This window comes from Kribbella steppae, from assembly GCF_004342025.1.
Classification (GTDB): Bacteria; Actinomycetota; Actinomycetes; order Propionibacteriales; family Kribbellaceae; genus Kribbella; species Kribbella steppae.
In genome coordinates, this window is the sequence record NZ_SLWN01000010.1 from 289,144 (window position 1) to 313,017 (window position 23,874).

Consider the following 23,874-nt stretch of genomic DNA (forward strand, 5'->3'; position numbering starts at 1 on the left):
GAAAACTCATCGCGGCCCGACGTCCCCGGGGGTGAGCGGCCGGTTGAGCGGAGCGGCCGGGCTGTACTCGTCCGCGCCGACGTCGGCCCGGCCCGTGCGCGGGTGACCGTCGAGGTCGCGCGTCACGTTCGAGTATGTCTTGCTGGCGGCGTTGATCGCCGGGCTGGTGGAGCTGAGACGGCGGATGCCGTCGGAACCAGTGGCAAGCTTCGGGTCCTTCCGGCTGAAGCCGCCCGGGATGTTGCCATCGGCGGCCGCACCCCAGCAGATGTTGCCGGACCAGCTGATGCCCTCCAGGTACGGCATCGACACCAGTTGCTTGCCCGAGTCGCCGACAAGAAGATTGTCGGCAATCGTGCAATCGCGCGGTGGCAGTGTCCGCTGGGACTCGCCGCTGATCGCCGTACCGCAGGACAGGATCGTGTTGAGGGCGATCGTCACCCGGTCCGGTGCGTCGTTGCCGCGGCGGCTCTCCGGTGAGTCCTCCGGCTTGTGGTCCTGGACGTTGCCGCTGCCCAGGACGACGCCCGAGCCGCCGACCTGCTCGACGTAGTTGTTGACGATCAGGTGATCGTTGCCGTAGATCCGTATTCCGTTGCTCCCGGCAAGGATGAAGTTGCCTTCGACCCGGGTCCGGTTGCCGTGCCGGAGCACGATCCCGCCGAGGCTGTCGCGGATCGTGTTGTACCGGATGGTGTTACCGGACGACTTGACCGAGATGGCCTCCGGATCGCCGTCGACACGCTCGAACAGGTTGTACTCGACCACCGCGCCCGCGTCGCTGAGCGACCGGCCGCTCAGCCCGAGCCGGATCGGTTCACCGCCGTTGTCGCCGGCGAAGGTGTGGTCGGAGAAGTAGTTCCGGGTGATCCGCACCCCGCGCGCCATCCCGTCCGAACCTGGCCCTTCGACCCCGAGGAAGACGCCGAGGGTCGACTTGCCGTGGAAGTGGTTCCGCTCCACGGTCGAGTAGTCGCCGCGGATCATCAGCCAGTGCATGCCCTCGATATCGGCCAACTGGAAGTCGTTCCGGCTGACGCGGACGTGATGACAGGTGGTCGGCACCTCGAACGTCGACCGCTGCCGGAGCTTGAACCCGCTCACCGTGACGTACGACGAGTCGCCGAACACGAACCCGCTGCTCCCGGTCAACGTCACGCCGCCGATCGACTCGGCCCGCACGGTGATCGGCGCGTCCGCGGTCCCGCGCTTGCCCTGGATCGCGATCGTCTGGCCGTCCGGCACGTCGTACGTCCCGTTGGCGAGCACGATCTCGTCACCCGGCCGGGCCGCGGTGATCGCCTTCCGGAGCTCGTCGAGGGTTCCCGCCCGGACGGCTCGGGCGTGTGCGCGGGCGGGCGGGACGACGAACGCGGTGGTGGCGAGACCGGCGCCGACGGTGGTCAGGAAGGTACGGCGATGCATGGGTTCTCCTCCGGGATCGGGGCGGTGGTCCGGATGTGGCGCCCAGTCTGTGGCTCGCCGACGAGTCTGGCAAGCGCTTGCCGACGAACTCGTCCGGATCTCCCGCCGGGTGGGACCAAGCAGCCACCTGGTTCCGCGACACAGCCCGGATGCGCCGACCAGACGCGGTGCCGGTAGCCTTCGGACAATCGGGCTTTTCGGATTTTCGGACTTTCGGGCGGCGACGGAGGTGGACCCGGGCGATGCCGGACGACGCGCGTCGGTCCACGTCGTACCACCGGGCCGCAGACGCCGCCAGGAACGACGTCAACCGCCCGTCCGAGGCCCGGCTCTACGACCTGTTCCTCGGCGGCAAGAACAACTTCGAGGCGGACCGCCGGCTGTACCAGGCGCTGGTGCGGATCGCCCCCGAGGCACCGCGGCTGGCGTGTGCGAACCGGCGCTGGCTGGCCGAGGCGGTCGGCCTGATGATCCGCGACGGCGGGATCGACCAGTTCCTCGACCTCGGCTCCGGCCTACCGACCGCGGAGAACACCCACGAGGTCGCCCTGCGGTCGGATCCGGCGGCGCGGGTCGTGTACGTCGACAACGACCTGACCGCGATCTCCCACGGTCAGGCGCTGCTCGCCGACGACGAGCACGCCTACTTCGCCGATGCCGACCTGACCGACCCGGTGGCCGTCCTCCGGCACCCGGTCGTGTCCGGTGCGCTCGACCTGGACCGGCCGGTCGGGATCATCCTCGGGCTGGTGCTGCACCTCATCACCGACACCGATCAGGTACGACGGATCGTCGCGGACTACCTGGACGCCGTACCGTCCGGATCGTGGCTGGCCATCACCCACCCGCTGAATCCGCGTGACGGCAGCCGGCTGGCCGACCTCTCCAGCTCGCTCGAGACCAAACTGAAGGACGCCTTCCCGGACATCCGTTTCCGCACCGCGGACGAGATCGGCGGGATCCTCACCGGTGTCGACCTGGTCGAGCCGGGCCTGGTCGACCTCGCCACCTGGTGGCCGGGCCGGGAGCAGAAGCCGGGGCCGGGCGGCACCGCCCTGCTGCTCCTGGTCGCGGTCGCGCGCAAGCCCTGACGCAAATCGTTGGTCGATCCGGCCCTCGATGGCCGATCATGGGGTGCATGTCTCCGAAGGCCGCTGCCGCTCACTGATCCCGCGACACCTCGCCGGATCACGCCCGTCACCGACGGGCCCTTCAGCGCGCAGCTTTCAGCCTTGGAGTTCATCACTTATGCACACCCTGCAATCGCAGGCGTGGGTCGAGATCGCCTGTGACGAGTCGGGATTCTCAGGGAGCAACCTCCTGGATCCCGAGTCGCCCGTGATCACCCATGCCGGCGTGGATCTCACCCTCCCGGAGGCCGCCGAGGTGGTCGCCGTACTGCGGTCGTCCCGTCGTCGCCGATCCACCGAGTACAAATCCAACCTGCTGCTCCGGCCCGAGCATCGGTCCGAGCTCGAGTGGTTCCTGACCGCCCTGCGTGGGCGTGCGCACGTGCACGTCATCGACAAGACCTGGTACGTCGCCCGCCGGGTGATCGAGTTGCTCGTGGCCGAGCCGTCGTACGGCGCGGGCACCAGCCTGGAGGGCGATCACCACGAGAGCGCGATCGCCATCTACCAGGCGGCCGGCCGGACCGAGTTCCTGGACGCGTTCATTACGATGACGCGGACGAAGCGGCTGCGGCTGATCGATCATGCGCTGATCGACCGGTTCTTCGAGACGATGCCGGCCGGCGTACCGGCGCTGCAGGAGCTGACGCGTACGCGTGTGGAAGACGTGCTGCTGCGGTTGATCGACGACGATCCGGCGATCCCGCCTCCGCTCGAGCCGATGGTGCCCGCACTGGCGGAGACCGCGCTGTTCTGGAGTGCCGGTCGTCGGTCGGTCGCGGTGGTGCACGATGAGCAGAGTGCGCTGACCCGGCACCGCATCGACCGGCTGCGCACGTACCTGGCCGGGGCTGCGTTTCCTTCCCCACCGCCGCTGCTGACCGTGACTCAGGTCGACTCTCGTCGCGACCCGCGCGTGCAGGTGGCCGACCTGCTGGCCGGCATTGCCCGTCGCTTGCACGCGCAGCCCAGCCGACTGCTCCAGCCCTACCTGGTGGGCGGGATCCGCCCGCCCACCACGCTGGATCAGACCGGCTGGCGGGTGTAGCTGCGGGCCACGTCGATACCGAGGATCTCGGGGCGGCCGGCCGGTTCGGGGCCGAGGACCTTGGCGAGGGCCGGGCCGAGCTGGTTGGCGAAGAAGCGGTCGGCGTGCTCCTTGGTCTCCCAGAGGGTGACCACTCGGAGCCCGTCGGCGGTGGTGCCGACGTAGCGGGCCTCCAGGCCGTCGACCTTGTCCTCGCCGAGCTGGTCCAGTACCCGGTCGAACTGCTCGATCGCCGCGAACGGCGGGGTGGCGACTGCGATCCACTGCATGATTCCTCCTGGGTGAGTGCTGATACTCGTCACGCTAGGGATCGCGGCGCCGCCCCGAATCCGCCAGATCACTCATTCGGGGTACTCATCGGCGGGGTCCTCAGCCGCGGGGACTCGACGGCGGGACTCAGCGGCGGCTGGACCAGGCGGCGATCTGGCTGCGGGTGGTGAAGCCGAGCTTGGTGAGGATGTGCTGGACGTGGTTCTGCGCGGTCCGCTCCGAAATCACCAGCCGCGCGGCGATCTGCCGGTTCGTCAGCCCCTCGGTCACCAGTCCGGCGACCTCCAGTTCGCGGGCGCTCAGCCCGTGCGTCTCGTCGCCGTTCAACCGCGCGACGAGAACGGCAGCCCGTTCCGTGTAGGCGGACATGCCGAGCGCGTCGACCAAGCGCGCCGCCTCGATCGCGAGCGGCCGGGCCCGGTCGCGGTCACCGGCCCGGTCGCGGGTGAACAGCGTCCAGGCGAGGTGATACTGCGCCTCGGCAACGAACCCGGCGGCTCCGGCGGTCTCGGCCAGGGCGACCGCCGTGGTGAGATCGTCGACTGCGGCATCCAATCGCCCGAGTGTCGCCGCGGCTCGACCGATCGCCAGTTCGGCAGGTCCCATGTACGCGACACCGTTGCCCACGGCATGTTCCCCGCGGTACGGCTGCAGCCTGTTCAGCAGGACGGCGAGGTCGTCGTACCGGCCGAGGCCGCAGCAGGCCAGGGTCGCGTACACGTACGCCGGCAGCACGAAGAACGCAGGCAACGACCACGTGTCGATCGGCCCGGCCCGCTGGTACGACGCCGCCGCCTGCTCGGGCGAGTTCGTGCAGAGCAACAGATGCGCACGGGACAGCAGGGACAGCGTGACGAACCGTGGTGGTGGTTCGAACGGCTGCTGGGCGAACTGCCGCATCTCGTCGGTGACTGCGACATGTCCGGCCAAGGCGATCTGCAGGGCGAAGTACGCACCGGTGGCCGGCGCCCGTTCGACCGGGCGCATCCGGTCGAAGCCGCGCCGGCCGAGTATCGCTGCTTCGGCGTACAGGCCGCGGGCTTGCGCGATACAGGCGGCGATGCGGTCGTGATGCCAGGCGGCGACCGGGCCGCCGAGGCGGTCGACGGCGACGCGGAGGCGGGGGAGTTCCTCAGCTGCGGCGGCGAGGCGGCCGCTTTCGACCAGCGCGTCGAGCCGCCAGATCTCGCCCCACATCTCCGCCCGCGGGTTGCTGGTCCGCTTGGCGAGCTGGAGCATCTCGGTCGCCAACTCCAGCCGCTCGGCGCGGCCGTCCGGACCCGGGCACGCCTCCTGCCGAGCGCGCAGGGCGTCAGCCAGAGCTCGGTCGTCCTTCGAGGCCCGAGCCAGGTCGAGAGCCTCCGCGCTCAGCTCGTCGAGTCGCGATTGTTCGCCGTCGTAGAAGGCGAGATGGCTGCGCAGGGCAAGCAGTCGGGCGCGGAGTGCGGGATCGATGTCCTGGGCAAGTGCCTCCTCGCAGAGTCGCTTGGCGGTCGCGTTGATGGTCGGGTCGGGGACGGCTTCGAGCACCAGCGCGGCCTCGGCAGCCTGCTCCGGACTCTGCGCCGCCGCGGTCGCCTCGACCGCCGCAGCACAACATCCCTGCAGATCACCCGCCAGGTACGCCGCTTTGCCCAGAGCAATCAAGATCTCGCATGACTCGTGCGGGTCGAGAGGTCGCGTCGTCAGCGCCTGCCGATAGAGCCGAACACCTTCCTCATAAGCCAGGCGTCGTACGGCGTCATCGGCCGCGCGGACCATCCACTGCCGAGCGGTCGTGCCGTCGCCGTACTGCGCGAGGACCGCATGGTGACTGGCGATCGTGGCCAGCTCCTCCTCGGGATCGTCTTCCAGTGCTGCTGCGACGGCCCGATGGAGCATGGTCCGCTCGGTGGTCGACAGGGATGCCTCGACGGCGTCGCGGGTGAGGGCGTGGACGAACCGGAAGTTCTCGATGAAGCCCAGTTTTGTTGCCTCGTCCACCAGTGGCAGGCAGTCGTCGACGGGTCGTTGCAGCGTCGCAGCAACTGTTCGGAGGCGGAAGTCGCGACCGACGATCGCCGCCGCCTGGACCAGCCGGCGGCAGTCGTCCGAGGCTCGGTCGAGTCGAGTGCCGACGATCTCCCGCACCGAGCGTGGCGGTGGCTGATTCGGACGCCAGGCGCCGTCAGCGATCGCGCGGGCGAGTTCCCGGACGAACAGCGGGTTGCCGCCGGTGATCTCGTAGACCGTTGCCGCCAGCCCGGAATCCGCAGTTGCTGCTGACAACTGTTCGGCGACCTCGGTCGCGGCGAGGGTGTGCAGGTCCAGGCGCTCGACTGCGGAGAGTTCGCCGAGTCCGGTGGTGTCGCGGGCGGTGGCGAGGATCAGCACCGGCAGGCTGGTGAGTTGGTCGGCCAGGTGTCGCAGTACCAGCAAGGACGGTTCGTCACCGCGGTGGATGTCGTCGAGGACGATGACGAGGCCACGGTCGCCGGCTACCCGTCGTACCTCGTCCGTCACTTGCTCGAAGAGCTTGAAACGATCGTCGCCGGTGAGTACGTGGTCCGCGTCCAGGTCGAGGGAGCGCAGGACCTGCCGCCACGGCCAGTAGGCGGGGGCGCCTTCGGTCTCGACGCATCGGCCCCACGCGACGGCGGCACCTTGCGCGAGGGCCAGGCCGGCGACTTCCTGCGCCAGGCGGGTCTTACCTATCCCGGCCTCGCCGGTGCACAGCACCAGCCGCCCGTGTCCCGCACGAGCCTCGTCCACCCACGCGCGCAGCGCCTGCAGTTCCCCCCGGCGCCCCACCATCGCCATGGGCCAAGCATCACTCCCCGAGCGGTTTGGCGGAAGCCCCGTGTGTTTGCGCGGCCAGGAAGTCCTCCCAGGTCCGCGTTCCGACGGTGGCGCCGCTGAGCGTTAAGTTGCCCCCGGCCCGATACACCTTGCCGGCCTTGCCCGGAACCCGGACCGGAAGTGACAGCCGCCGCTTGCCGGTCGCCTTCAGGTAGTCGCGGGCGAGCTCTCCGAGGGTGTAGACCTTCGGCCCGACCAGATCAGGCACGAGCCCGGCCGGTTCGCCCAACGCGAGTTCGACCAGCCGGTCGGCCACGTCCCGGGCATCCACCGGCTGGAACCGCAGACCGCCAGGAACAGGCAGCACGGGCAGCTTCGCCATCGCCTGCACGGACTTCAAGGCGAAGTCATGGAACTGCGCCGCCCGCAGCACCGTCCACGGCACCGACGACTCCCGTACGGCCTGCTCTGCGCCGAGCTTCGACTTGAAGTACGTGAGAGGCAACTGGTCCACCGCAGTCACCGAGATGTGCACCAGGTGCTTCACTCCAGCCCGCTCCGCCGCCTGGACGAGGTTCCGCGTCCCGATGTCGTCGCCCTTCGGCCCACCCGCCAGGTGCACCACCACCTCGACACCCTCCACCGCAGCGTCGATCCCGTCACCCTGCAGCAGGTCCGCCGCGACGTACTCGACCCCGTCGCCCCGGTCCTGCGCGTGCCGACTCAGCACCCGCACCCTCCACCCCGCCGCCTGCACCAACGGCACAACCTGCCGCCCCAGCGTCCCGGTCCCACCAGTCACCAGCATCGTGCCCACAACAGCCTCCACTCGTCAGTCGGACCCACCTCCTGGGTCCTCACCCTTCTGACGAGCCCCGATCGACGAGTGTGACCGCTGTGTCCGGCGTCACCACCCGCCGCAGCTGCCTGGGACACCTTCTGGGGGCCCAGGACAGGAAATGACCTGTCCTGGGCCCCCGGTTCCTGTCTCCGCCGTTGGTCGGCGTGGAGGTCAGGTGAGGACTAGCTCCTTGTTCTCGTCGAGCGGGGTCTCCAGGGTGTGGCCCTCGGTGTCGAGGTGGGGGAGGAGGCGGTTCAGCCAGGTGGGGAGCCACCAGGCGGCGGGACCCAGGAGGGAGAGGGCCGCGGGCATGATGATCATGCGGACCAGGAAGGCGTCGACGATGACTCCGACGACCAGGCCGAGGGCGATGGAGGCGGCGACGGCCATGGGGGAGGAGGCGAAGCCGGCGAAGACGAACGCCATGATGGCGGCGGCCGCGACGAGGACCGGGGCGGACTTGGAGAAGCCGCTGATCACGGCCTCCTTCGGGGAGGCACCGCGGCTGTGCATCTCCTGGATCCGCGAGACCAGGAAGACCTGGTAGTCCATCGCCAGCCCGAACAGGACGCCGACCAGGATGATCGGCAGTGTGCTCAGCATCGGATCGCCCTGCGGTGCGGGGATGATCGAGTCGAACCAGCCCCACTGGAACACCGCCACACTCGCGCCGAACGACGCTCCGACGGACAGCAGGTAACCCAGTGTCGCGGCCAGCGGGATCAGCAGTGACCGGAACATCAGGATCAGCAGCAGCAACGACATCCCGACGATCAGGATCACGTACTCGATCAGTGCCTTGTGCAACATCGCGTCGCTGTCGATCCCGATCGCGGTCTCACCGGTGACCTGCAGGTCGACCCCGCTGATCGTGCCCGCCTGGTCGCGGATGGTGGTGACGAGGTCCTTGGTCGAGTCGTCGATCGGGCCGCCGCGCGGGACGACCGTGACGAGCGCCGCGTCGTTCTGCGGTGTGACAGCACTCGTCACGACCACTTGCACGTCTTCGAGGCCACGGAGCCGGTTCTCGACCGCGGGCAGCTTGCCGGACACGTCATCGCCCTGAACCAGCACGACCAGCGGGCTCTGCACGCCGCCGAACTTCTCCACCACCAGGTCGTACGCGTGCCGCTGGGTCGACACCGGGTCGTTGCCACCCGGGATGTTCGAGGCCGTCTTCATGTCCAGCATGGGTACGGCGACGACGCCGACGACAACGATCGCGCCCAGGAGGGACAGCACGGGCCGTCGTACGACGAACGACGCCCACCGGTTCAGCACCGACGGCCGATGTCCGCCGGCAGCAGCCTGCACCCGGTCTCGTCGCGGCAGCGCACGCCGACCCAGAGTCCGCAGCAGCACCGGCAGCAGAGTGAGTGCCATCAGCACAGCCATCAGTACGCCGAACGCCCCGGCCAGCCCCATGTCGCGCAGCACGCTGATGCCGACCACACTCAGACCGGCCAGCGCGATGATCACCGTCAGCCCGGCGAACACCACCGCCGTACCCGCGGTCCCGACCGAACGGGCGACGGCGTCCTCGACGCTGCGGCCTTCCCGGAGCTCGGCCCGGAACCGGGTCAGGATGAACAGGCTGTAGTCGATGCCGACGGCCAGGCCGAGCATGGTGGCCAGCGTCAACGTGGTGTCCTGCAACGGATTGATGGTGCCGTAGGCAAGCACTCCCAGAGTGCCGACACCGACTCCGGCGAACGCGACGAGCATGTTGGCGCCGGCCGCGGCCAGTGAGCCGAAAGTCAACAGCAGCACGAGAAACGCGACCGCGACACCGAGGAGCTCACCGGCGCCCATGGCGGCCACCTCGGGGGCGTAGAGCTCACCGCCGACCTCAGCGGTCAAGTTCGTCCGGGCCTGTGCGGCCAGGTCCAGGACGTCGTCGTACACCTGCTCCTGGTTGGCCTCGGTCACGCCCTCGAACGACAGTGTCGACATCACGGTCGTGCCATCCGTGGAGACGGAAGGCTGCTGCGGATCGAAGGGGTTGCTGACCGCGTTCACCTGCGGGATCGTCGCTGCCTGAGTGAGGATCCGGACGATCTCCGGCTTCACAGCCGGGTCGGTCACCTTCGCGGTGCCGCGGGTCTGGAGTACCAGCGTGAGCGTCTTCGCACTCGACTGCGTGCCGGGGAACTTCTGGTGGACGATGTCGAGCGCCTTCGACGCACTCGTGCTGGGGATCGAGGTGGTCGAGGCGCTGTCGGATGCGGACGACGAGGCGACGACGCCGGTGAGGATCGCGAAGGCGGCGAGCCAGATCGCGATCACGACCAGCCGGTGGCGAGCGCTGAAGCGGCCGATCCGGGCCAGTAGCTGCGGCATGATGCTCCTGAGGACGAAAGAGACGTTTGGCGTGATTCATCCTCTGGATTTCGGCCGCTCGCCGAATCGTCCGGACGCAGCGATCGATCTACTGCGATCGCAGTAGATCAGCGGGCGATACCCGCCCGGTAGGCGAACGCGACCAGCTGGGCCCGGTCCTTCGCCCCGACCTTCGTCATCGCCCGGTTCAGATGGGTCTTCACCGTGTACGGCGACAGGAACATGCCCGCGGCGATCTGTGCGTTGTCCAGCCCGGACGCGATCGCGACCACCACCTCCCGCTCCTTCGGCGTCAGCTCGCCGAACCGGGCCGCCATCGCCTCGTCGACGGTCACCGATGGCTGCTCGCTGACGTGCCCGATCAGCGCCGCCGACGCCGCGGCCGACAACGCGCCGCCACCTGCCGCGACCTCCTCGACGCCGGTGATGAGCTCGGTCGGCCCGACCGCCTTGCTCAGGAAGCCGTTCGCCCCGGCCCGGAGCGCGGTGAGCACGAGTTCGTCCTGCTCGAAGGTAGTCAGGATGATGATCCGGGTCCGCTCCGCCGGGGACGTCTCCCGGATCCGCCTGGTCGCCTCAACCCCGTCCACGCCGGGCATCCGGATGTCCATCAGGACGACGTCCACCGGCTGCTCCTGCAGGAACCGCACCGCCTGCAGCCCGTCCCCGACGTCCCCGACCACCTCGAAGGGCGCATGTGTCTGCAGGATCGACCGGAGACCGACCCGGATCATCTCCTGGTCGTCGACGATCAGGATGCGCGTCATCTGAGGTTGCTCCCGTCAACGGTCAGTACGACGCTCAACCGGAACGTACCGTCCTCGTCGCTCACCGTGAGCCGCCCACCGGCCGACTCGACCCGCTCCCGGACGCCGACCAGACCGTAACCGCCGCCGATCCGCTCGACCGTGCCACCGGGCCCGCGTGGATTGACCACCTCGATCAGCAACCGCCGGTCCACAGAAGTCACGCTCAACGTCGCCGTACCGTCCCCGTGCCGGTGCGCGTTCGTGAGCGCCTCCTGGACGATCCGGTACGCCGTCAGGCTGACCGCCGGATCGATCGTCGCCGGGATCTCGCCGACGGTGGACTCGATCCGCAGCCCGATCTGGCGATACGACTCCACCAGTTCGGGCAGTCGGCTGAGCTCGGGCGCAGGTTCGGCTGCCGGGTCGTCGTCGGTGCCGCGGCGGAGCAGTTCCAGGATGCGCTGCGTCTCGAGCAGGACCGACCGTACGCCGGTCCGCGCCGCGTCGAGCGCCGTACGCGTCGAGTCGGCTCCGGGTGGCAGACCCACCTCGGCGACTCCAAGGTGCATGCTCACGACGGCGACCTGGTGACCGACCACGTCGTGCAGGTCGCGGGCGATCCGGAGCCGCTCCTCGGCCACCCGCCGGGTTGCCTCGATGTCGCGCGTCGCCTCGGCATCCGCCGCCCGTTGCTCGAGCGACATCCAGTACTGCTGATGAATGCGGATCGCGGCGCCCGTGGCGCCACCGGCCACTGCGGAGACCACGGCCGGGAAGGATTGCAGGCTCAGGAAGTCGTAGTCCTGCGCGATCGCGGTGACCAGATAGAGCGCGGCACCGACGAAGACCGTGCCGCGGACGGCCGGCAGGCCGTCCAAGGTGAGCGAGAACAGCGCGAACACCGTGATGCTCCACATCACGATCGGATCCCACCCGACCAGGGCGGAGATCAGGCAGCCTGCGGCCGCGACCGCCAGACCCGGCCAGGGCCGCCAGCGGGCCAGCGCGGCCCCGGCGACCGTGATGAGCAGCGCTGCGAAGGCCATGACCCCGGCCCGGTCGGCCACGATCCGGACGAGCTCCACCGACGCCGACACCGCGATGAGCACCGCCGTCGCGGCGTGCAGCACTGCCGGGCGCCGAAACCACACCGGACTCGAGGCCCACGGCTCTGCACTGACGTCAGCCTTCATGCAGCCGATTGTGATACACCGCGAAGAAGTGTCGAGCACGGCACGTCGCTTCCGACGTCTCCTGCGTATCGACGCACACCACAGGAGGATGTCGTGAAGTACGTGATCCTGATTCATTCCAATCCGCAGCCGTGGGGGCACCCGACCGTCGACTTCACCGAGGTGGGGCGCGCGATCCCGGTGGCGCAGCGGGAGCAGATGTACAAGGAGTTCGATGAACTGCTCGCCGAGCTGAACGCATCGGGGGAGTTCTTGACGGCGGCGGCGCTCGATGCGCCGGCCTCGTCGAGTGTCTACCGGTGGCACGGCGGCCGGCCGGTGAGTACCGACGGGCCGTACGCCGAGGCGAAGGAGCAGTTGGCGGGGTTCTTCCTGTTCGACTTCGCCACCCGCGAGCGGGCCGAGGAGATCGCCACCAAGTTCGCCGGCCCCGGCGACACGGTGGAACTCCGGCCGGTGATGTGAGCATGTCCGACGCGATCAGGCTCGCATCGCCGACGCTGAACTGCCCCGATGCGACTGCGCTGGCGCGCTTCTACGCCGAGATCACCGGCGGGAAGGTCGTGTACGTCGATCCGGTCTGGGCCTCGATGGACGGGCCGGGTGGGCGGATCGACTTCCAGACCGATCCCGCCTACGTCCCGCCGACCTGGCCGGATCCGGCGACGCCGATCCAGATGCACCTCGACTTCACCGTCGACGATCTGGACTCGACCGCGGCGAGGGTGCTCGCCGCCGGGGCGACCAGGTACGACCATCAGCCGAACGACGACCACTGCCTGGTCTTCGCGGACCCGGCCGGGCACCCGTTCTGCCTGTCGACCTGGGATCCGCTGGGGTGACGTAGTTCGCGTCCGGACGTGATGTACGCCGTACCGCCGCCGCGGAACTTCTCCTACTCTGTTGAACCTTACCGAGAGTCAGGAGAGCCGACCGTGACGACCGTCGTCTTGATGGGTCCGCCGGGAGCCGGCAAGGGAACTCATGCCGAGCTGCTCGCCGGTCGTCTCGGTGTCCCGGTCATCTCGACCGGTGACATTTTCCGTGCCCAGGTCGCCTCCGGGACCGACCTGGGCCGAACTGCGCAGCGGCACATGGACGCCGGTGAGTACGTCCCGGACGAGGTCACCAACGCGATGATCCGCGAGCGCCTCGCGGCCGACGACACCCGCTCGGGCTTCCTGCTCGACGGCTACCCGCGCACCGTCGACCAGGTGGCTGTGCTGGACGAGATCTGCACCGTCGACGCGGTCGTCGTCCTGCAGGTCGATCAGGAACCCCTGGTACGACGCCTGCTCCGCCGGGCCGAGATCGAGCACCGCTCGGACGACACCGAGGAAGTGATCCGGCGCCGGCTGCAGGTGTACGCGGACCAGACCGTCCCGCTCATCAGCCTGTACGGCGGCCGCGGCCTGCTGCGCGAGGTCGACGGCAACGGCGAGATCGACGAGGTCCGCGAACGCGTCCTCGAGGTCGCCTGCGCACTCACACCGGCTGAGTGACCTCCCACCGGCCCGGCTGCCGGTTGAGCACCAGCGCTGACGTTCACGGCGTACTGCCAGGAAAGCCGAGGGGCTTTCACAGCGGCTCTTTCTAGCGTCATTGCCTTCGCACGGGACGAACGGCTCAATCGGTCGGATATCCGGGTGGACACCTCGGACGGATCGAAGGTTGCCGGTACGGCGTTCACCCTGGTGCTGCACATCCTGCAAGTGGGGGAGCGCGCCTGCACGCCGTTGCCGGGTGCAACTGTCGACATCTGGCACTGTGACGCGGCCGGCATCTACTCCGATATCGCGGCCGAAGGCACCACCGGCAAGAACTTCCTGCGCGGCTACCAGGTGACGAACCGCGGCGGCATCGTCAAGTTCACCACCGTTCTACCCGGCTGGTACCAGGGCCGGACCGTCCACACTCACGTGAAGGTGCAGACGACAGGCACCGACGGCAACCCGTACGAGTTCACGTCGCAGATCTACTTCACCGAAGAGTTCAAGGCCGCCTACCGACGCGTCCACCGCAACGCCGACGGCCTGACGGCTGCCCCGAGCCCCGGCAATCCCGGGGCTCGGGCCTCCTTCAGCTGCGCCAGACGGGAGCGACGGACTTGCGGTAGTTCCGGCCGAAGACGCCGGAGATGATGGTCAGGACCGGCTTGGGCACGGTGCCGGTGATCGCCGCGGACTCTTCCGGGCCGGCGCCGTCGAGGGCCCAGGCGAAGAACGTGCCGCCCTGCGACGGGCTGACCTTGGCGAACTGCCGGCCCATCGCCTTGATCTCGGCGGAGTCCTTCTTCTCCAGGTACACCGGCTCGATCGCGGCCTCCTCGTGATCCAGGTGCAGCACCGTGACTCGCTGCAACTCCTGCATCGCAGTCAGCGCGGCCGCCGCGTCCTCGGCACTCGCCGTACTGCGCAGGGTCGCGAGCGCATTGCGGGTCGCGGTCAGTGCCTCCGCCATCGTGTCGTGCTCGGCATCCATCTGGGTGAGCAGCTCGTGGCTCACGCCGACCGACGCCAGCGCCGGCCAGGCGATGTCGTGCTCACCCTGGTGGTGGTGCGTCAGTTGCTCGTCGAAGTTGGCCCAGGCCGTAGACAATTGCTCCGCCCGCTGCCGATCCCCCGCCGGAAACCGCCCCAACGCGTCGATGAATCGCTGCAGATCCCGCCGGAAAGCGGCGTGGATCGCCTTATTCATACTCATCATTTCCGCCATGGTTTCGGAGTGTAGGCCGAAGTGTTTCCCCGGGGAACATTTGTGGCTCCCGGCAAGTTGTCCACAGATATGCATGGTGAGTACAAAGTGCCGGGCGGAAAGCTCGTTGTCGCGGACCTCGAGGTAGTCGACGAGCACGTACGGCGGGCTCAGATCAGCGGAGACTTCTTCCTCGAGCCGGACGACGCGCTGGAGCGGATCAACGGTGCGCTCGCCGGTTTGCCGGTCGCGACTCCGGCGGCTCAGGTGGCTGCGCGGGTGCGCGCCGTACTGGGTGACGGCGTCGAGATGCTCGGGTTCTCGCCGGAGGCAGTGGCGGTCGCCGTACGGCGTGCCCTGACAGGCGCGACCGGTTGGCGTGACCACGAGTGGGAGTTCGTGCACGACGTACCGCGGGAGCCCGCGTTGCAGATGGCGCTCGACGAGGTGCTGACCGAGCAGGTCGGTTCCGGTGAGCGCCCGCCCACGCTCCGCGTCTGGGAGTGGGCCTCGAATGCGGTCATCATCGGCAGCTTCCAGTCACTCAGCAACGAGGTCGACCTGGACGGTGCCGCCCAGCACGACGTGACAGTGGTACGTCGGATCAGCGGCGGCGGAGCCATGTTCGTCGAACCGGGGAACACGATCACGTACTCGCTCTACGTCCCCGAGTCACTGGTGTCCGGGTTGTCGTTCACCGAGTCGTACGCGTTCCTGGACGACTGGGTCATCGGAGCGCTCAACGACCTCGGCATCGCGGCGACGTACCAGCCGATCAACGACATCACCTCGCCCGCGGGCAAGATCGCCGGCGCCGCGCAGAAGCGGTTGGCGGGCGGCGCCGTCTTGCATCACGTCACGATGGCCTACGACATGGACGCCGCGAAGATGCTCGAGGTCCTGCGGATCGGCCGCGAGAAGCTGTCCGACAAGGGCACCACGAGCGCCAACAAGCGCGTCGACCCGCTCCGCAGCCAGACCGGCCTCGACCGCGCCGAGGTGATCGACCGGATGGTCGCATCCTTCGCGAATCGCTACGGCCTCAAGCCCGGCGCCATCGACCCCACAACCGTGGAGCAGGCCGAAGACCGCGTGCTCAGCAAGTTCGGCACCGACGACTGGCTCATCCGCGTTCCTTGATCGGTACGGCGTTGCCACTCACCCGGACCCGGTTGTCGTCGGTCCGCAGCTCGACCTGGATCTCGCTCGGCCGGCCCAGGTCGTAGCCCTGGTGGAGCGTGAGCGTCACGGGCGCCTGGACGATGCCGCGCTCACGCAGGTACGCCCCGAACGCGGCAGCTGCAGCACCGGTCGCCGGATCCTCGACCACACCGCCGACCGGGAACGGATCGCGAACGTGGAAGGTGGTCGCGGACTCCCGCCACACCAACTGCAGGGTGGTGAGATCACGCTCGAGCATGTACGCGAGCAGTCGATCGAAGTCGTAGTCGAGCTCGGCGAGTCGTTGCCGGGTCGCCGTACTCACGATCAGATGGCGTGCCCCGGCGTACCCGATGGCCGGCGGCAACGCGGGGTCGAGTTGGTCTGCGCGCCAGCCGAGGATGTCCAAGACCTCGCTGATGTCGCCGGCCTCCTCGACGTACGGCTCGACGCTCGTGAGTGTTGCCCGCAGCCCTTCGTCCACGACGATCGGCACGAGCCCGGCCGCGGTCGAGAACACCACCTCGCCCGGGCCGATCCGCTCCGCCAGCGCGACCGCGGTGGCCACGGTCGCGTGACCGCAGAACGGGACTTCCGCCTTGGGGGAGAAGTACCTCACCTGGTATTCGCCGGTCACGAAGGCCGTCTCGGAGTACCCGACCTCGGCCGCAATCGCTTGCATCGCCGCGTCGTCGAGCCCGCGGGCATCGAGGACGACTCCGGCGGGATTTCCGCCGGCCGGATCGGTGGTGAAGGCTGTGTAGCGGAGTACTTCGGTCATCGGCGCCTCAACGTGACGTGGGTGACGGCGGGGGAGCTCACCATCTCGGTCACCTCGTAGTTTCCCAGGGCGTCTTCGAGATTGTCGAAGAGGCGTTCGCCGGCGCCGACCAGGAGCGGGGCCACGACGAGGTTCAGCTCGTCGATCAGCCCGGCGCGCAGGTACTGCTGGACCGTCGCAGCCCCACCGGCGATCACCACATCCTTGCCCTTGGCCGCCTCGACAGCGCGCTCGAGCACTTTCTCGACCGGCTCGTCGTAGAAGTGGAACGTCGTACCGCCCTCCATCGGGAACGACTCGCGCGGGTGGTGCGTGTGGACGAAGACATCGTGGTGGTACGGCGGGTTGTCGCCCCACCAGCCCTTCCAGGACTCGTCCTCCCACTCCCCGCGGATGGGGCCGAACATGTTCCGGCCCATGATCGTCGCGCCGACGCTCTCGTTCCACCGGCCGATCCGCTCCGCGTCGATGCCGGTCGCGTTGTTCTCCTGCGCCGCGAACATCCAGTCGTGCAGCTTGTCCACGCCGTCCCCGAACGGCGCATCCATCCGCTGGTTCACCCCGGCGCTGAAGCCGTCGAGCGTGATGGTGAAGTTGTGTACCCGGACCTTGGCCATGTCAGTCTCCTCAGGTCGTGCTCGCACCCGTCGGTCGGAGCAGTTGCGCCGGCTTTGACATGGCTACTCGGTCCAGTCCAGCTGCGGCTCCGGGATCCCCAACTCCCGCCCGAACCTCTGCGCCTCCTCGCGGGCCGCAGCATCGCCGCGCGGATACCGGAACACCCGACCAGGAAACACTACGAAGATCTCCTTGTCGTTGTGGAAGTCGGCGTACCACCCGGGCGCGTCCAGCGCTGCCGCCAGGTCCTTGGCCAGCGCCTCGGCATGCCAGTCCTCCACCTCGAACTCCAGCACCGACCACACCGGAGGCTGATCAGTCGTCGCACTACTGACGTCGTACCGGCTGATCTTCCGCACCACCACCGGAATCCCCGACAACTCCGTCCCCACCCGGAGACTCTCCAGAATCAACGCCCCGTCGTACACCAGACTCTCCTCTCGTCACTGCCGAGATTAGGCCGTCCTGCCGACAGTCAGCGGCTAGCGTGAGGGTTGTGGAGCTTGGCTATGTGATCTTGTACGTCGAGGATCTCGAGCGCTCGGTGGAGTTCTACCGGGACGTGATCGGGTTGCCGTACAAGTTCACCGATGCGGGGTATGCGGAATTCGGGACGGACGGGACGCGGTTCGCGTTGTACGAGCGGCGCCGGGCGGAGTGGTTGACCGGGCAGGCCGTGTCGCCGGGGCCGGCGGCGGAGATCGTGTTGGTCGTCGAGGATGTGGACGCGTGCGCCGATCGCCTCGCGGCCCAGGGCGTGACGGTGCTCAGCGGGCCGGCCGACCGTCCGTGGGGACACCGGACGGTGCATATCGCGGATCCCGACGGCTTTGTCGTCGAGTTCGCGCAGGAGATCCCTCGGCGCCGAGGGCGGGTCAGCGGTGGTAGTGGCGGTGATGATGGTTCTGGTGCTGCCAGCGGTGGCGATGAGCCCCGCTGAACAAGGCGATCCAGAACAGACCCCACAGCAGCCACGGCGCGGTCAGGATGACCGCCGAGATGACGAGGCCGATCATCAGGATCGGCACCAGCATCAGGATCGGCGGCGGCGGGCCCTGGCGGCGCCGGGGCCGGACCGGCTGCGGCGACCACGGACCCTGGGCGAGTTGCAGCTCGGCCGGATCCGGGAGGTCGTCGAACAACAGGGTGAGGTCGTCGGCGTACCGGGCCCGCGTCGCGTGCTCGCTGCGCTCCTCGAACTCGTCCTGCGTCAGCCGGCCCGCGACGAAGTGGTCACTGAGCACGGCCACGGCCTGATCGCGTTCGGCATCGCCGATCCGGACCGGGCCGTGGCGCTCCGGGAGGTACGAGGTCATGACCGGTCGTCCTGCTCGTCGTCGGCGAGGATGCCGTACAGCTTGCGCCGCAGCTCGGCGACCGCGTCCTTGGCCCGCGCCTGCTGCTCCGGCGTACCGGTCGCGAGGATCTGCCACATCGCCGTCGCGACCTGGCCGAGCATCGGTTTCAGCCCGTTCTCGTCCTCGGCCGGTGCGCTCATCGCCTGCCACGGTGCCGACACCTCGTCGGCGTGCTCGGCGACGTACGTGCGTCCCTCGTCGGTCAGGGTGAAGGTACGGCGGCCGACCTCGGCGTCGGCGGTGACGAGGCCCTCGTCCTCGAGTTGCTGCAGGGTCGGGTAGATCGAGCCCGGGCTCGGCTTCCACGCCCCGCCGCTGCGCTCGGCGATCTCCTGGATGAGCTGGTAGCCGTTCATCGGCTGCTCGGCCAGGACGGCGAGGATGGCGGCGCGGACGTCACCGCGCCGGGCCTTGGGTCCGCGCCAGCGCGGCGGCGGCCCCCACGGCGGGCCGAACATCTGGCCGCCGAACGGGCCCCACTGCGTCCCGAACGGGGACTGCCCGTGCCCGTGATGCGTGCGCCGGCCGGTCATCGCGGCGCGCAACTCGTCTTTGATGTCGTCGAAAGCTGAGCAGTGCCGTGCGATGTACTGCCAGGGCCACCCCGCGGCGTATGTCGATCCGGTCATCCCGACCACCGTCCCTCAGGTGAGTTTGCGATACGTCGACGATATATCGCGAACGATCGCAACCCAAGGGTCAGCTGTGCACGATCTCCAAGCTGGCGAGTAGGCGGAGGCCGTCGTACGACGGAGTGCCCGGCGCGGCGTTGTAGGCGGTCAGGGTGAGACCGGGATCGGCCGGCAGCGGCATCGCCTCGAAGTTCAGCTCGAGCGCGCCGACCTCCGAGTGGTGGAAGTGTTTGACGCCGGAGTGGTGCAGCCGGACGTCGTGCGCGGCCCAGCGGGTCCGGAACTCGTCGCTCCGGGTGGAGAGCTCGCCGACCAGGTCGGTCAGGTTGCGGTTGTACGGATCGCGGCCGGCCTCGGTCCGGAGCAATGCGACGGTGGTGTTCGCCGAGTGCTCCCAGTTGGGATGGAAGGTCCTGGCGACCGGATCGAGGAAGACGAACCGGGCAAGGTTGACCGGGCGGGCCTCGGCTGCGAAGGCGGGCGCGAACAGGGCTTGGGCCAGCCGGTTGACGGCCAGGAGGTCGAGCCGGCCGTTGCGGACGAACGCCGGCGCCTCGGTCATCGACTCGAGCATGGCGACGACACTCGGCCGGACTTCGTCAGTGGTACGGCGACGTCGCGTCGTCCGTGGGGTTGCGCCGGCCGTACGGGCCAGGTCGTAGAGGTGCTGGCGCTCGGCCTCGTCCAGCTGGAGTGCGCCGGACAGGGCGTCGAGGACGCTTTCGGAGACGCCGCCGAGGTTGCCGCGCTCGAGGCGGGCGTAGTACTCGACACTGACGCCCGCCAGCAGCGCGACCTCCTCGCGGCGGAGGCCCGGGACCCTGCGGTGACCGCTGTGCAGCCCACCGAGTCCGGCCTGCTGCGGGCTGATCTTCGCCCGCCGGCTGGCCAGGAACTCGCGGATCTCGCTGCGGTTGTCCATGCTTTCGAGGCTAGCGCGGCGCTCCGCAGGGTGGGATTCCCTGTCAGTACCTCCCTCAGTACCAGTTGCGGCGCTGCGCGACGTACGGCTCCTCCAGCCGCCGGATCTCGTCCTCGGTGAGCTCGAGGTCGAGTGCGGCGACGGCGTCGGTGAGGTGGTGCGGTTTGGTGGCGCCGACGATCGGCGCGGAGACGACGGGCCTGGTCAGCAGCCAGGCCAGCGCGACCTGCGCCATCGGTACGCCGCGATCGGCCGCGACTGCTTCGACAGCATCGACCAGGGGACGGTCGGTGCTCCGCTCGAGGGCCTTGGCCACCTGGTCGGTCTCCGCGCGCCGAGTCTGGCGACCCCACGGCTGTCCGAGCCGGCCTTTGGCGAGTGGCGAGTAGGGGATGGAACCGACGCCTTGGTCGGCGCAGAGCGCCAGCAACTCGTCCTCTTCGTCGCGCCGGATCACGTTGTACTGGTTCTGCATGGACACGAATCGCGTCCACCCGCCGAGGTCGGCCGCGTGCTGCAGCTTGGCGAACTGCCACGCCCACATCGACGACGCGCCGAGATACCGGACCTTGCCGGCCCGGACCGCGTCGTCCAGTGCCTCCATCGTCTCCTCGACCGGCGTCTCCGGGTCGAAGCGGTGGATCTGGTACAGGTCGACGTACTCGGTCCCGAGCCTGGTCAGGGACGCGTCGAGCTGTTCGAGAATCGCCTTACGGGACAGGCCGGAGCCGCCCGGGCCGTCGTGCATCTTGCCCCACACCTTGGTCGCCAGTACGACGTCCTCGCGGCGGCTGTACCGTCTGATCGCCCGGCCGACGAACTCCTCCGAGGTGCCACCGCCGTACGTGTTCGCCGTGTCCCAGAAGGTGATCCCTAGCTCGACTGCCTGCTGGAAGAAGGGCTGCGAACTCTCCTCGTCCAGCGTCCACTGATGGAACCCGTCGCGATCGCTGAAACTCATACATCCCAACGCGATCCGGCTGACGGTGAGTCCGGTTCTGCCCAACTTCAGATACTCCATGTCCCGACGCTAAAGGTGTTCGCGAGGATCAGGCAGGCCCTGTCAGTACACGTCCTGCGCGGGTGCGGCCTCGATGACGTGGTAGTCGTACGGCGGTAGCGCCTTGCTCACGCGGGTCATCGTCAGACCGGCCTTCTCGAGGAGGCTGCGGCGATCAGGCCGGGGGCGGCGTCGCGGGAGTGCTGCGACATCGCCTTGTTGAAGGTGGCTGATGCCTCCTGGTGGAGGGCGTAGAAGTCGATCCAGGACATCCCGTAGGCCTGGCTCCAGCCCCGAGCTGACCGCGGGCTGCTGGGGAGCTCGACAGGGGGAGGTCAGCCGGCGAACTCGAGGTCGGCGACGGTCGCTACGAGGACGACGGAGTTGCCTTCGACGGCGACCTGTTTGAGCGAGGCGCCGAATGGGAGCTCAGGCAGGGTGATACCTCTCGCGAGCAGTCGGGAGACGGTACTGCGAAGGATGGACGGCACCGAGTCGGACAGTTCGTCGACCGCGAGGACGACGCGACCCTTGTCGACCTTCGGGCTGAGTGTCGCGTCCACGTCGTTGCCGCGCACCGACAGTCGCGCGTGCAACCTGCCGTCGACGACGCTCAGAACCAGATTGTCGACACCGGTCGCGCGTGCCGCCAGCTTGGCCAGCTCCGCCGGAGACAACCGCACCTTCATGTCCGTCGAGTCGATGGTGACCGCCGCACCGGAACCGCCCGTGATCAACGCGCGCGGCACGTGAACTCCGCTCATCGTCACGGTGAGGTCCTCGGCCGGGACCGATGAGAACGTCGGCTCCTGCATGGTCAGCGTGACGGTCGAGAACTCTTCCTTCACCACCTGCGGCAGGAACCCGAACCCGCCGATCTCCACGTTGGTGTCCGCGGCCTGGACGTCGTACTGCGCCGCCTCTTTCGCGGCCATCGTCGCCAGCCGGTCCTCGGCCACCCACGCAGCCGCCCGATCGGCACCGACAACCAGCAGCCCCAGAATCACCACCGTGACAACCAAACGCCGCAACCACCGACGCGGTCTCCTCGAACTCATCCCAGCCCTTCCATCGGCAGCCCAGCAGCCCCGTCGGACCCGCACAGCCTAGGGCACACCACCAAAGGACGATCCCCGGCCGGACTCAGACAGCTGCTTGAGCGCGGATCCCGTCGATGGTTTCGCGCAGGGCTTCGTCGGTCGGCGTGGGTTCGATGCCAAAGGCAACAGTCGCGGCTTTGGAGTCCACGACGAACGGACGCTGCCACTGGTACTGGGTCTCGATCATCTCCCGCGCGGCCGGGTTGAACAGCCCCGCCAACCGCAGCGCCACCCCCGGCATCTTGGCAACCCGGGCAGCCGGTGCTCCGGCCAGCTCAGCAGCGCGACCGGCGAGTTCCCGAATGGACATCGGCGGGGGAGTAGGCGCGTGCCACGGCCGACCCCACGCCTTCTCATCCGCCGCTACTGCAACCAGGGTGCGTGCCACATCACCGACGTACGTCCAACTGTGCGGCGCATCCAAGTCAGCCGGCGCCGTTCCGCGACCCCCGGCAATCACCTTTGGCAGCACCATCACGCTGAACGGCGACACCGCATGGGCTCCGAGGTAATCCGACCCGCGCACCTCAGCCGTCCGGATCCGCCCAGCCTCATGCGCAGCCAGCGCGTCCTCCCACAACTTCGCCCGTACCCGCCCCTTGACCGAGTTGGCCCGCAACGGCATCTCCTCAGTCATCGGCCCGTCCACTTCGCCGTACCCATAGAGATTCCCGGTCGTCACCAGCACGGCCCCGCTGGCCTCAGCCGCCCGAACCAGCGCCGCCCCCAACGGCGGCCAGTCCGTAGTCCATCGGTGATACGCCGGCCCTGCACAGGAGTACAACGCGACAGCGCCCGCGGTGTGCCGCTCCAGCGCCACCTCATCACTTGCATCCGCCGCAACACACTCGATCCCGGCGCCGCTTGTGCTGCGGCCGGGCAGTTGTTGGGGTCCACTGCCGCTGCGGGTGATGAGGCGGACCTGCTCGCCGCGAGCGGCCAGGAGGCGGGCGGTGGCCGAACCGACAGGGCCGGCTCCGACGATGACGTGCAGGGACATGGCGGGTAACCCCTTCGTTGACGCTGAGGAGAACAGTGTTCTCGAATAGGTTCACTGTACGCAGACCGCCGACCGCCGTCAAGAACACTGTTCTCGCCGCGTTCCAGTGTTCTCGGATCTGTGCCAGACTGGCCCCATGTCCGCACCGTCACTGCGCGCCCGGGTCCGCTCGGAGATGAGCCAGGAGATCAAGGGCGTCGCCCGCCGGCACCTCGCCACGGACGGCGCCAACCTCTCGCTGCGTGCCGTGGCCCGCGACCTGGACATCGTTGCCTCGGCCCTCTACCGCTACTTCCCGAGCCGCGACGCCCTGCTCACCGCCCTGATCATCGACGCGTACAACGCACTCGCCACCGCCGCGACCGAGGCCGATGCCGCCGTACCTCGCGACGACCTCCGCGGTCGCTGGCTGGCTGTCTGCCGCGCCGTACGCACCTGGGCTCTCGCACACCCGGCCGAGTACGGCCTCATCTACGGCGCCCCAGTGCCCGACTACGCCGCCCCGCAGGACACCGTCGAGCCGGCGTCCAAGGTGATCCTCCTGCTCGTCGACATCGTCGTAGACGGCCTCGACCGCCTGAACCCGCTGACAGCGTCGCCACTGTTCACACCGCTCCGCACCGACCTCCGCCGCCTCATCGAGCAGCGCCAAGGCGACCTCCTCGAGGAACGGCTCGATCGAGTCCTGGTCGCGTGGACCCACCTGTACGGCGTACTCAACTTCGAAGTCTTCGGCCGCCTGGACGACATGATCGAGGCCCGCGCCGAGTACTTCGACCACCACATGAGCCTGATGGCCGACCTCACCGGCCTACCAAACTAAGAACAACCCGG

At 68.7% G+C, this 23,874-nt stretch carries 27 protein-coding genes; 9 read left to right on the plus strand and 18 right to left on the minus strand.

From position 1 onward, the window contains the following. Positions 1 to 6 precede the first annotated feature (6 nt). A complete protein-coding gene (locus EV652_RS28835; protein ID WP_132212398.1) occupies positions 7 to 1,425 on the minus strand; it encodes a polysaccharide lyase 6 family protein in 1,419 nt (472 codons plus the stop codon). A 242-nt stretch (positions 1,426 to 1,667) separates the two neighbouring features. Between EV652_RS28835 and EV652_RS28840 the strand changes: the two genes are divergently transcribed. Further along, entirely contained in the window at positions 1,668 to 2,516 is an 849-nt protein-coding gene (locus EV652_RS28840; protein ID WP_132212399.1) for an SAM-dependent methyltransferase, read from the plus strand. 157 nt (positions 2,517 to 2,673) lie between these two features. Then, positions 2,674 to 3,603 carry a DUF3800 domain-containing protein gene (locus EV652_RS28845; RefSeq protein WP_132212400.1) on the plus strand — a complete coding sequence of 310 codons (930 nt, stop codon included), beginning with the start codon at positions 2,674 to 2,676 and terminating at the stop codon, positions 3,601 to 3,603. Here EV652_RS28845 and EV652_RS28850 read toward each other — a convergent pair. The 6 genes from EV652_RS28850 to EV652_RS28875 form a co-directional block, all read right to left on the minus strand. Next, the gene (locus tag EV652_RS28850; protein WP_132212401.1) at positions 3,582 to 3,872 is read right to left on the minus strand and encodes a hypothetical protein; all 291 of its coding nucleotides are present in this window, start codon (positions 3,870 to 3,872) and stop codon (positions 3,582 to 3,584) included. The genes EV652_RS28845 and EV652_RS28850 overlap by 22 nt on opposite strands. 127 nt (positions 3,873 to 3,999) lie before the next feature. Further along, entirely contained in the window at positions 4,000 to 6,672 is a 2,673-nt protein-coding gene (locus EV652_RS28855) for an ATP-binding protein (protein ID WP_242002073.1), read from the minus strand. Positions 6,673 to 6,682: 10 nt separating this feature from the next. Next, positions 6,683 to 7,459 carry an SDR family oxidoreductase gene (locus EV652_RS28860; RefSeq protein WP_132212486.1) on the minus strand — a complete coding sequence of 259 codons (777 nt, stop codon included), beginning with the start codon at positions 7,457 to 7,459 and terminating at the stop codon, positions 6,683 to 6,685. 204 nt (positions 7,460 to 7,663) lie between these two features. After that, positions 7,664 to 9,832, minus strand: a complete 2,169-nt coding sequence (locus EV652_RS28865) for an MMPL family transporter (RefSeq protein WP_132212402.1) — start codon at positions 9,830 to 9,832, stop codon at positions 7,664 to 7,666. Between the two features lie 107 nt (positions 9,833 to 9,939). After that, on the minus strand, positions 9,940 to 10,599 hold the full coding sequence (locus tag EV652_RS28870) for a response regulator transcription factor (RefSeq protein ID WP_132212403.1): 660 nt from the start codon (positions 10,597 to 10,599) through the stop codon (positions 9,940 to 9,942). After that, positions 10,596 to 11,774, minus strand: a complete 1,179-nt coding sequence (locus EV652_RS28875; protein WP_158441267.1) for a sensor histidine kinase — start codon at positions 11,772 to 11,774, stop codon at positions 10,596 to 10,598. The genes EV652_RS28870 and EV652_RS28875 overlap by 4 nt, the downstream gene beginning before the upstream one ends. 93 nt (positions 11,775 to 11,867) lie before the next feature. Between EV652_RS28875 and EV652_RS28880 the strand changes: the two genes are divergently transcribed. From EV652_RS28880 to EV652_RS28895, 4 genes are all read left to right on the plus strand, one after another. Next, positions 11,868 to 12,239 (plus strand): YciI family protein, encoded by a 372-nt coding sequence (locus EV652_RS28880; protein ID WP_132212405.1) that lies wholly within the window; start codon positions 11,868 to 11,870, stop codon positions 12,237 to 12,239. 2 nt (positions 12,240 to 12,241) lie between these two features. Beyond that, the gene (locus EV652_RS28885) at positions 12,242 to 12,616 is read left to right on the plus strand and encodes a VOC family protein (RefSeq protein WP_132212406.1); all 375 of its coding nucleotides are present in this window, start codon (positions 12,242 to 12,244) and stop codon (positions 12,614 to 12,616) included. A gap of 93 nt (positions 12,617 to 12,709) precedes the next feature. Next, positions 12,710 to 13,276, plus strand: a complete 567-nt coding sequence (locus EV652_RS28890; protein WP_255512640.1) for an adenylate kinase — start codon at positions 12,710 to 12,712, stop codon at positions 13,274 to 13,276. A gap of 144 nt (positions 13,277 to 13,420) precedes the next feature. After that, entirely contained in the window at positions 13,421 to 13,915 is a 495-nt protein-coding gene (locus EV652_RS28895) for a dioxygenase family protein (RefSeq protein WP_199238448.1), read from the plus strand. Here EV652_RS28895 and EV652_RS28900 read toward each other — a convergent pair. Beyond that, positions 13,854 to 14,480: a hemerythrin domain-containing protein gene (locus tag EV652_RS28900; protein ID WP_158441268.1), complete on the minus strand. Its 627-nt coding sequence runs from the start codon at positions 14,478 to 14,480 to the stop codon at positions 13,854 to 13,856. The genes EV652_RS28895 and EV652_RS28900 overlap by 62 nt on opposite strands. A 96-nt stretch (positions 14,481 to 14,576) precedes the next feature. Here EV652_RS28900 and lplAB point away from each other — a divergent pair, with 96 nt between their 5' ends. Continuing rightward, positions 14,577 to 15,608 (plus strand): lipoate-protein ligase LplAB, encoded by a 1,032-nt coding sequence (gene lplAB, locus EV652_RS28905; RefSeq protein WP_369410048.1) that lies wholly within the window; start codon positions 14,577 to 14,579, stop codon positions 15,606 to 15,608. On the opposite strand, the gene EV652_RS28910 is transcribed toward lplAB, so the two are convergent. From EV652_RS28910 to EV652_RS28920, 3 genes are all read right to left on the minus strand, one after another. Next, on the minus strand, positions 15,592 to 16,410 hold the full coding sequence (locus EV652_RS28910) for a PhzF family phenazine biosynthesis protein (protein WP_132212410.1): 819 nt from the start codon (positions 16,408 to 16,410) through the stop codon (positions 15,592 to 15,594). The two genes, lplAB and EV652_RS28910, sit on opposite strands and share 17 nt — an antisense overlap. Then, positions 16,407 to 17,027, minus strand: coding sequence for a dihydrofolate reductase family protein (locus EV652_RS28915; protein ID WP_132212411.1), 621 nt, complete (start codon positions 17,025 to 17,027; stop codon positions 16,407 to 16,409). The genes EV652_RS28910 and EV652_RS28915 overlap by 4 nt, the downstream gene beginning before the upstream one ends. A gap of 63 nt (positions 17,028 to 17,090) precedes the next feature. Next, entirely contained in the window at positions 17,091 to 17,456 is a 366-nt protein-coding gene (locus EV652_RS28920; RefSeq protein ID WP_132212412.1) for a hypothetical protein, read from the minus strand. Between the two features lie 68 nt (positions 17,457 to 17,524). On the opposite strand from EV652_RS28920, the gene EV652_RS28925 reads away from it, so the two are divergent. After that, positions 17,525 to 17,968: a VOC family protein gene (locus tag EV652_RS28925; protein WP_242002074.1), complete on the plus strand. Its 444-nt coding sequence runs from the start codon at positions 17,525 to 17,527 to the stop codon at positions 17,966 to 17,968. On the opposite strand, the gene EV652_RS28930 is transcribed toward EV652_RS28925, so the two are convergent. The 7 genes from EV652_RS28930 to EV652_RS28955 all read right to left on the minus strand — a co-directional run bounded on the left by EV652_RS28930 (position 17,904) and on the right by EV652_RS28955 (position 23,040). Beyond that, a complete protein-coding gene (locus EV652_RS28930; protein ID WP_132212414.1) occupies positions 17,904 to 18,344 on the minus strand; it encodes a DUF1707 SHOCT-like domain-containing protein in 441 nt (146 codons plus the stop codon). The two genes, EV652_RS28925 and EV652_RS28930, sit on opposite strands and share 65 nt — an antisense overlap. Further along, positions 18,341 to 19,015 (minus strand): PadR family transcriptional regulator, encoded by a 675-nt coding sequence (locus EV652_RS28935; protein ID WP_132212415.1) that lies wholly within the window; start codon positions 19,013 to 19,015, stop codon positions 18,341 to 18,343. Before EV652_RS28935 ends, EV652_RS28930 begins: the two co-directional genes overlap by 4 nt. A 70-nt stretch (positions 19,016 to 19,085) precedes the next feature. Beyond that, entirely contained in the window at positions 19,086 to 19,940 is an 855-nt protein-coding gene (locus tag EV652_RS28940; RefSeq protein WP_132212416.1) for a helix-turn-helix transcriptional regulator, read from the minus strand. A gap of 55 nt (positions 19,941 to 19,995) precedes the next feature. After that, positions 19,996 to 20,961, minus strand: coding sequence for an aldo/keto reductase (locus EV652_RS28945; RefSeq protein ID WP_132212417.1), 966 nt, complete (start codon positions 20,959 to 20,961; stop codon positions 19,996 to 19,998). A gap of 122 nt (positions 20,962 to 21,083) precedes the next feature. Next, entirely contained in the window at positions 21,084 to 21,212 is a 129-nt protein-coding gene (locus EV652_RS45865; protein ID WP_255512641.1) for a hypothetical protein, read from the minus strand. Between the two features lie 63 nt (positions 21,213 to 21,275). Then, positions 21,276 to 21,950, minus strand: coding sequence for an LmeA family phospholipid-binding protein (locus tag EV652_RS28950; protein WP_242002075.1), 675 nt, complete (start codon positions 21,948 to 21,950; stop codon positions 21,276 to 21,278). Between the two features lie 133 nt (positions 21,951 to 22,083). Beyond that, the gene (locus EV652_RS28955; protein ID WP_132212419.1) at positions 22,084 to 23,040 is read right to left on the minus strand and encodes an NAD-dependent epimerase/dehydratase family protein; all 957 of its coding nucleotides are present in this window, start codon (positions 23,038 to 23,040) and stop codon (positions 22,084 to 22,086) included. Positions 23,041 to 23,176: 136 nt separating this feature from the next. On the opposite strand from EV652_RS28955, the gene EV652_RS28960 reads away from it, so the two are divergent. Beyond that, a complete protein-coding gene (locus EV652_RS28960; protein WP_132212420.1) occupies positions 23,177 to 23,863 on the plus strand; it encodes a TetR/AcrR family transcriptional regulator in 687 nt (228 codons plus the stop codon). Positions 23,864 to 23,874 lie beyond the last annotated feature (11 nt).

Excerpts from the sequence above, each read along its gene's own strand:
- EV652_RS28835 (WP_132212398.1), bottom strand. The coding sequence starts at position 1,425 with ATGCATCGCCGTACCTTCCTGACCACCGTCGGCGCCGGTCTCGCCACC.
- EV652_RS28840 (WP_132212399.1), top strand. The coding sequence starts at position 1,668 with ATGCCGGACGACGCGCGTCGGTCCACGTCGTACCACCGGGCCGCAGAC.
- EV652_RS28845 (WP_132212400.1), top strand. The coding sequence starts at position 2,674 with ATGCACACCCTGCAATCGCAGGCGTGGGTCGAGATCGCCTGTGACGAG.
- EV652_RS28850 (WP_132212401.1), bottom strand. The coding sequence starts at position 3,872 with ATGCAGTGGATCGCAGTCGCCACCCCGCCGTTCGCGGCGATCGAGCAG.
- EV652_RS28855 (WP_242002073.1), bottom strand. The coding sequence starts at position 6,672 with ATGGCGATGGTGGGGCGCCGGGGGGAACTGCAGGCGCTGCGCGCGTGG.
- EV652_RS28860 (WP_132212486.1), bottom strand. The coding sequence starts at position 7,459 with ATGCTGGTGACTGGTGGGACCGGGACGCTGGGGCGGCAGGTTGTGCCG.
- EV652_RS28865 (WP_132212402.1), bottom strand. The coding sequence starts at position 9,832 with ATGCCGCAGCTACTGGCCCGGATCGGCCGCTTCAGCGCTCGCCACCGG.
- EV652_RS28870 (WP_132212403.1), bottom strand. The coding sequence starts at position 10,599 with ATGACGCGCATCCTGATCGTCGACGACCAGGAGATGATCCGGGTCGGT.
- EV652_RS28875 (WP_158441267.1), bottom strand. The coding sequence starts at position 11,774 with ATGAAGGCTGACGTCAGTGCAGAGCCGTGGGCCTCGAGTCCGGTGTGG.
- EV652_RS28885 (WP_132212406.1), top strand. The coding sequence starts at position 12,242 with ATGTCCGACGCGATCAGGCTCGCATCGCCGACGCTGAACTGCCCCGAT.
- EV652_RS28900 (WP_158441268.1), bottom strand. The coding sequence starts at position 14,480 with ATGATGAGTATGAATAAGGCGATCCACGCCGCTTTCCGGCGGGATCTG.
- EV652_RS28910 (WP_132212410.1), bottom strand. The coding sequence starts at position 16,410 with ATGACCGAAGTACTCCGCTACACAGCCTTCACCACCGATCCGGCCGGC.
- EV652_RS28915 (WP_132212411.1), bottom strand. The coding sequence starts at position 17,027 with ATGGCCAAGGTCCGGGTACACAACTTCACCATCACGCTCGACGGCTTC.
- EV652_RS28930 (WP_132212414.1), bottom strand. The coding sequence starts at position 18,344 with ATGACCTCGTACCTCCCGGAGCGCCACGGCCCGGTCCGGATCGGCGAT.
- EV652_RS28935 (WP_132212415.1), bottom strand. The coding sequence starts at position 19,015 with ATGACCGGATCGACATACGCCGCGGGGTGGCCCTGGCAGTACATCGCA.
- EV652_RS28940 (WP_132212416.1), bottom strand. The coding sequence starts at position 19,940 with ATGGACAACCGCAGCGAGATCCGCGAGTTCCTGGCCAGCCGGCGGGCG.
- EV652_RS28945 (WP_132212417.1), bottom strand. The coding sequence starts at position 20,961 with ATGGAGTATCTGAAGTTGGGCAGAACCGGACTCACCGTCAGCCGGATC.
- EV652_RS45865 (WP_255512641.1), bottom strand. The coding sequence starts at position 21,212 with ATGTCCTGGATCGACTTCTACGCCCTCCACCAGGAGGCATCAGCCACC.
- EV652_RS28955 (WP_132212419.1), bottom strand. The coding sequence starts at position 23,040 with ATGTCCCTGCACGTCATCGTCGGAGCCGGCCCTGTCGGTTCGGCCACC.
- EV652_RS28960 (WP_132212420.1), top strand. The coding sequence starts at position 23,177 with ATGTCCGCACCGTCACTGCGCGCCCGGGTCCGCTCGGAGATGAGCCAG.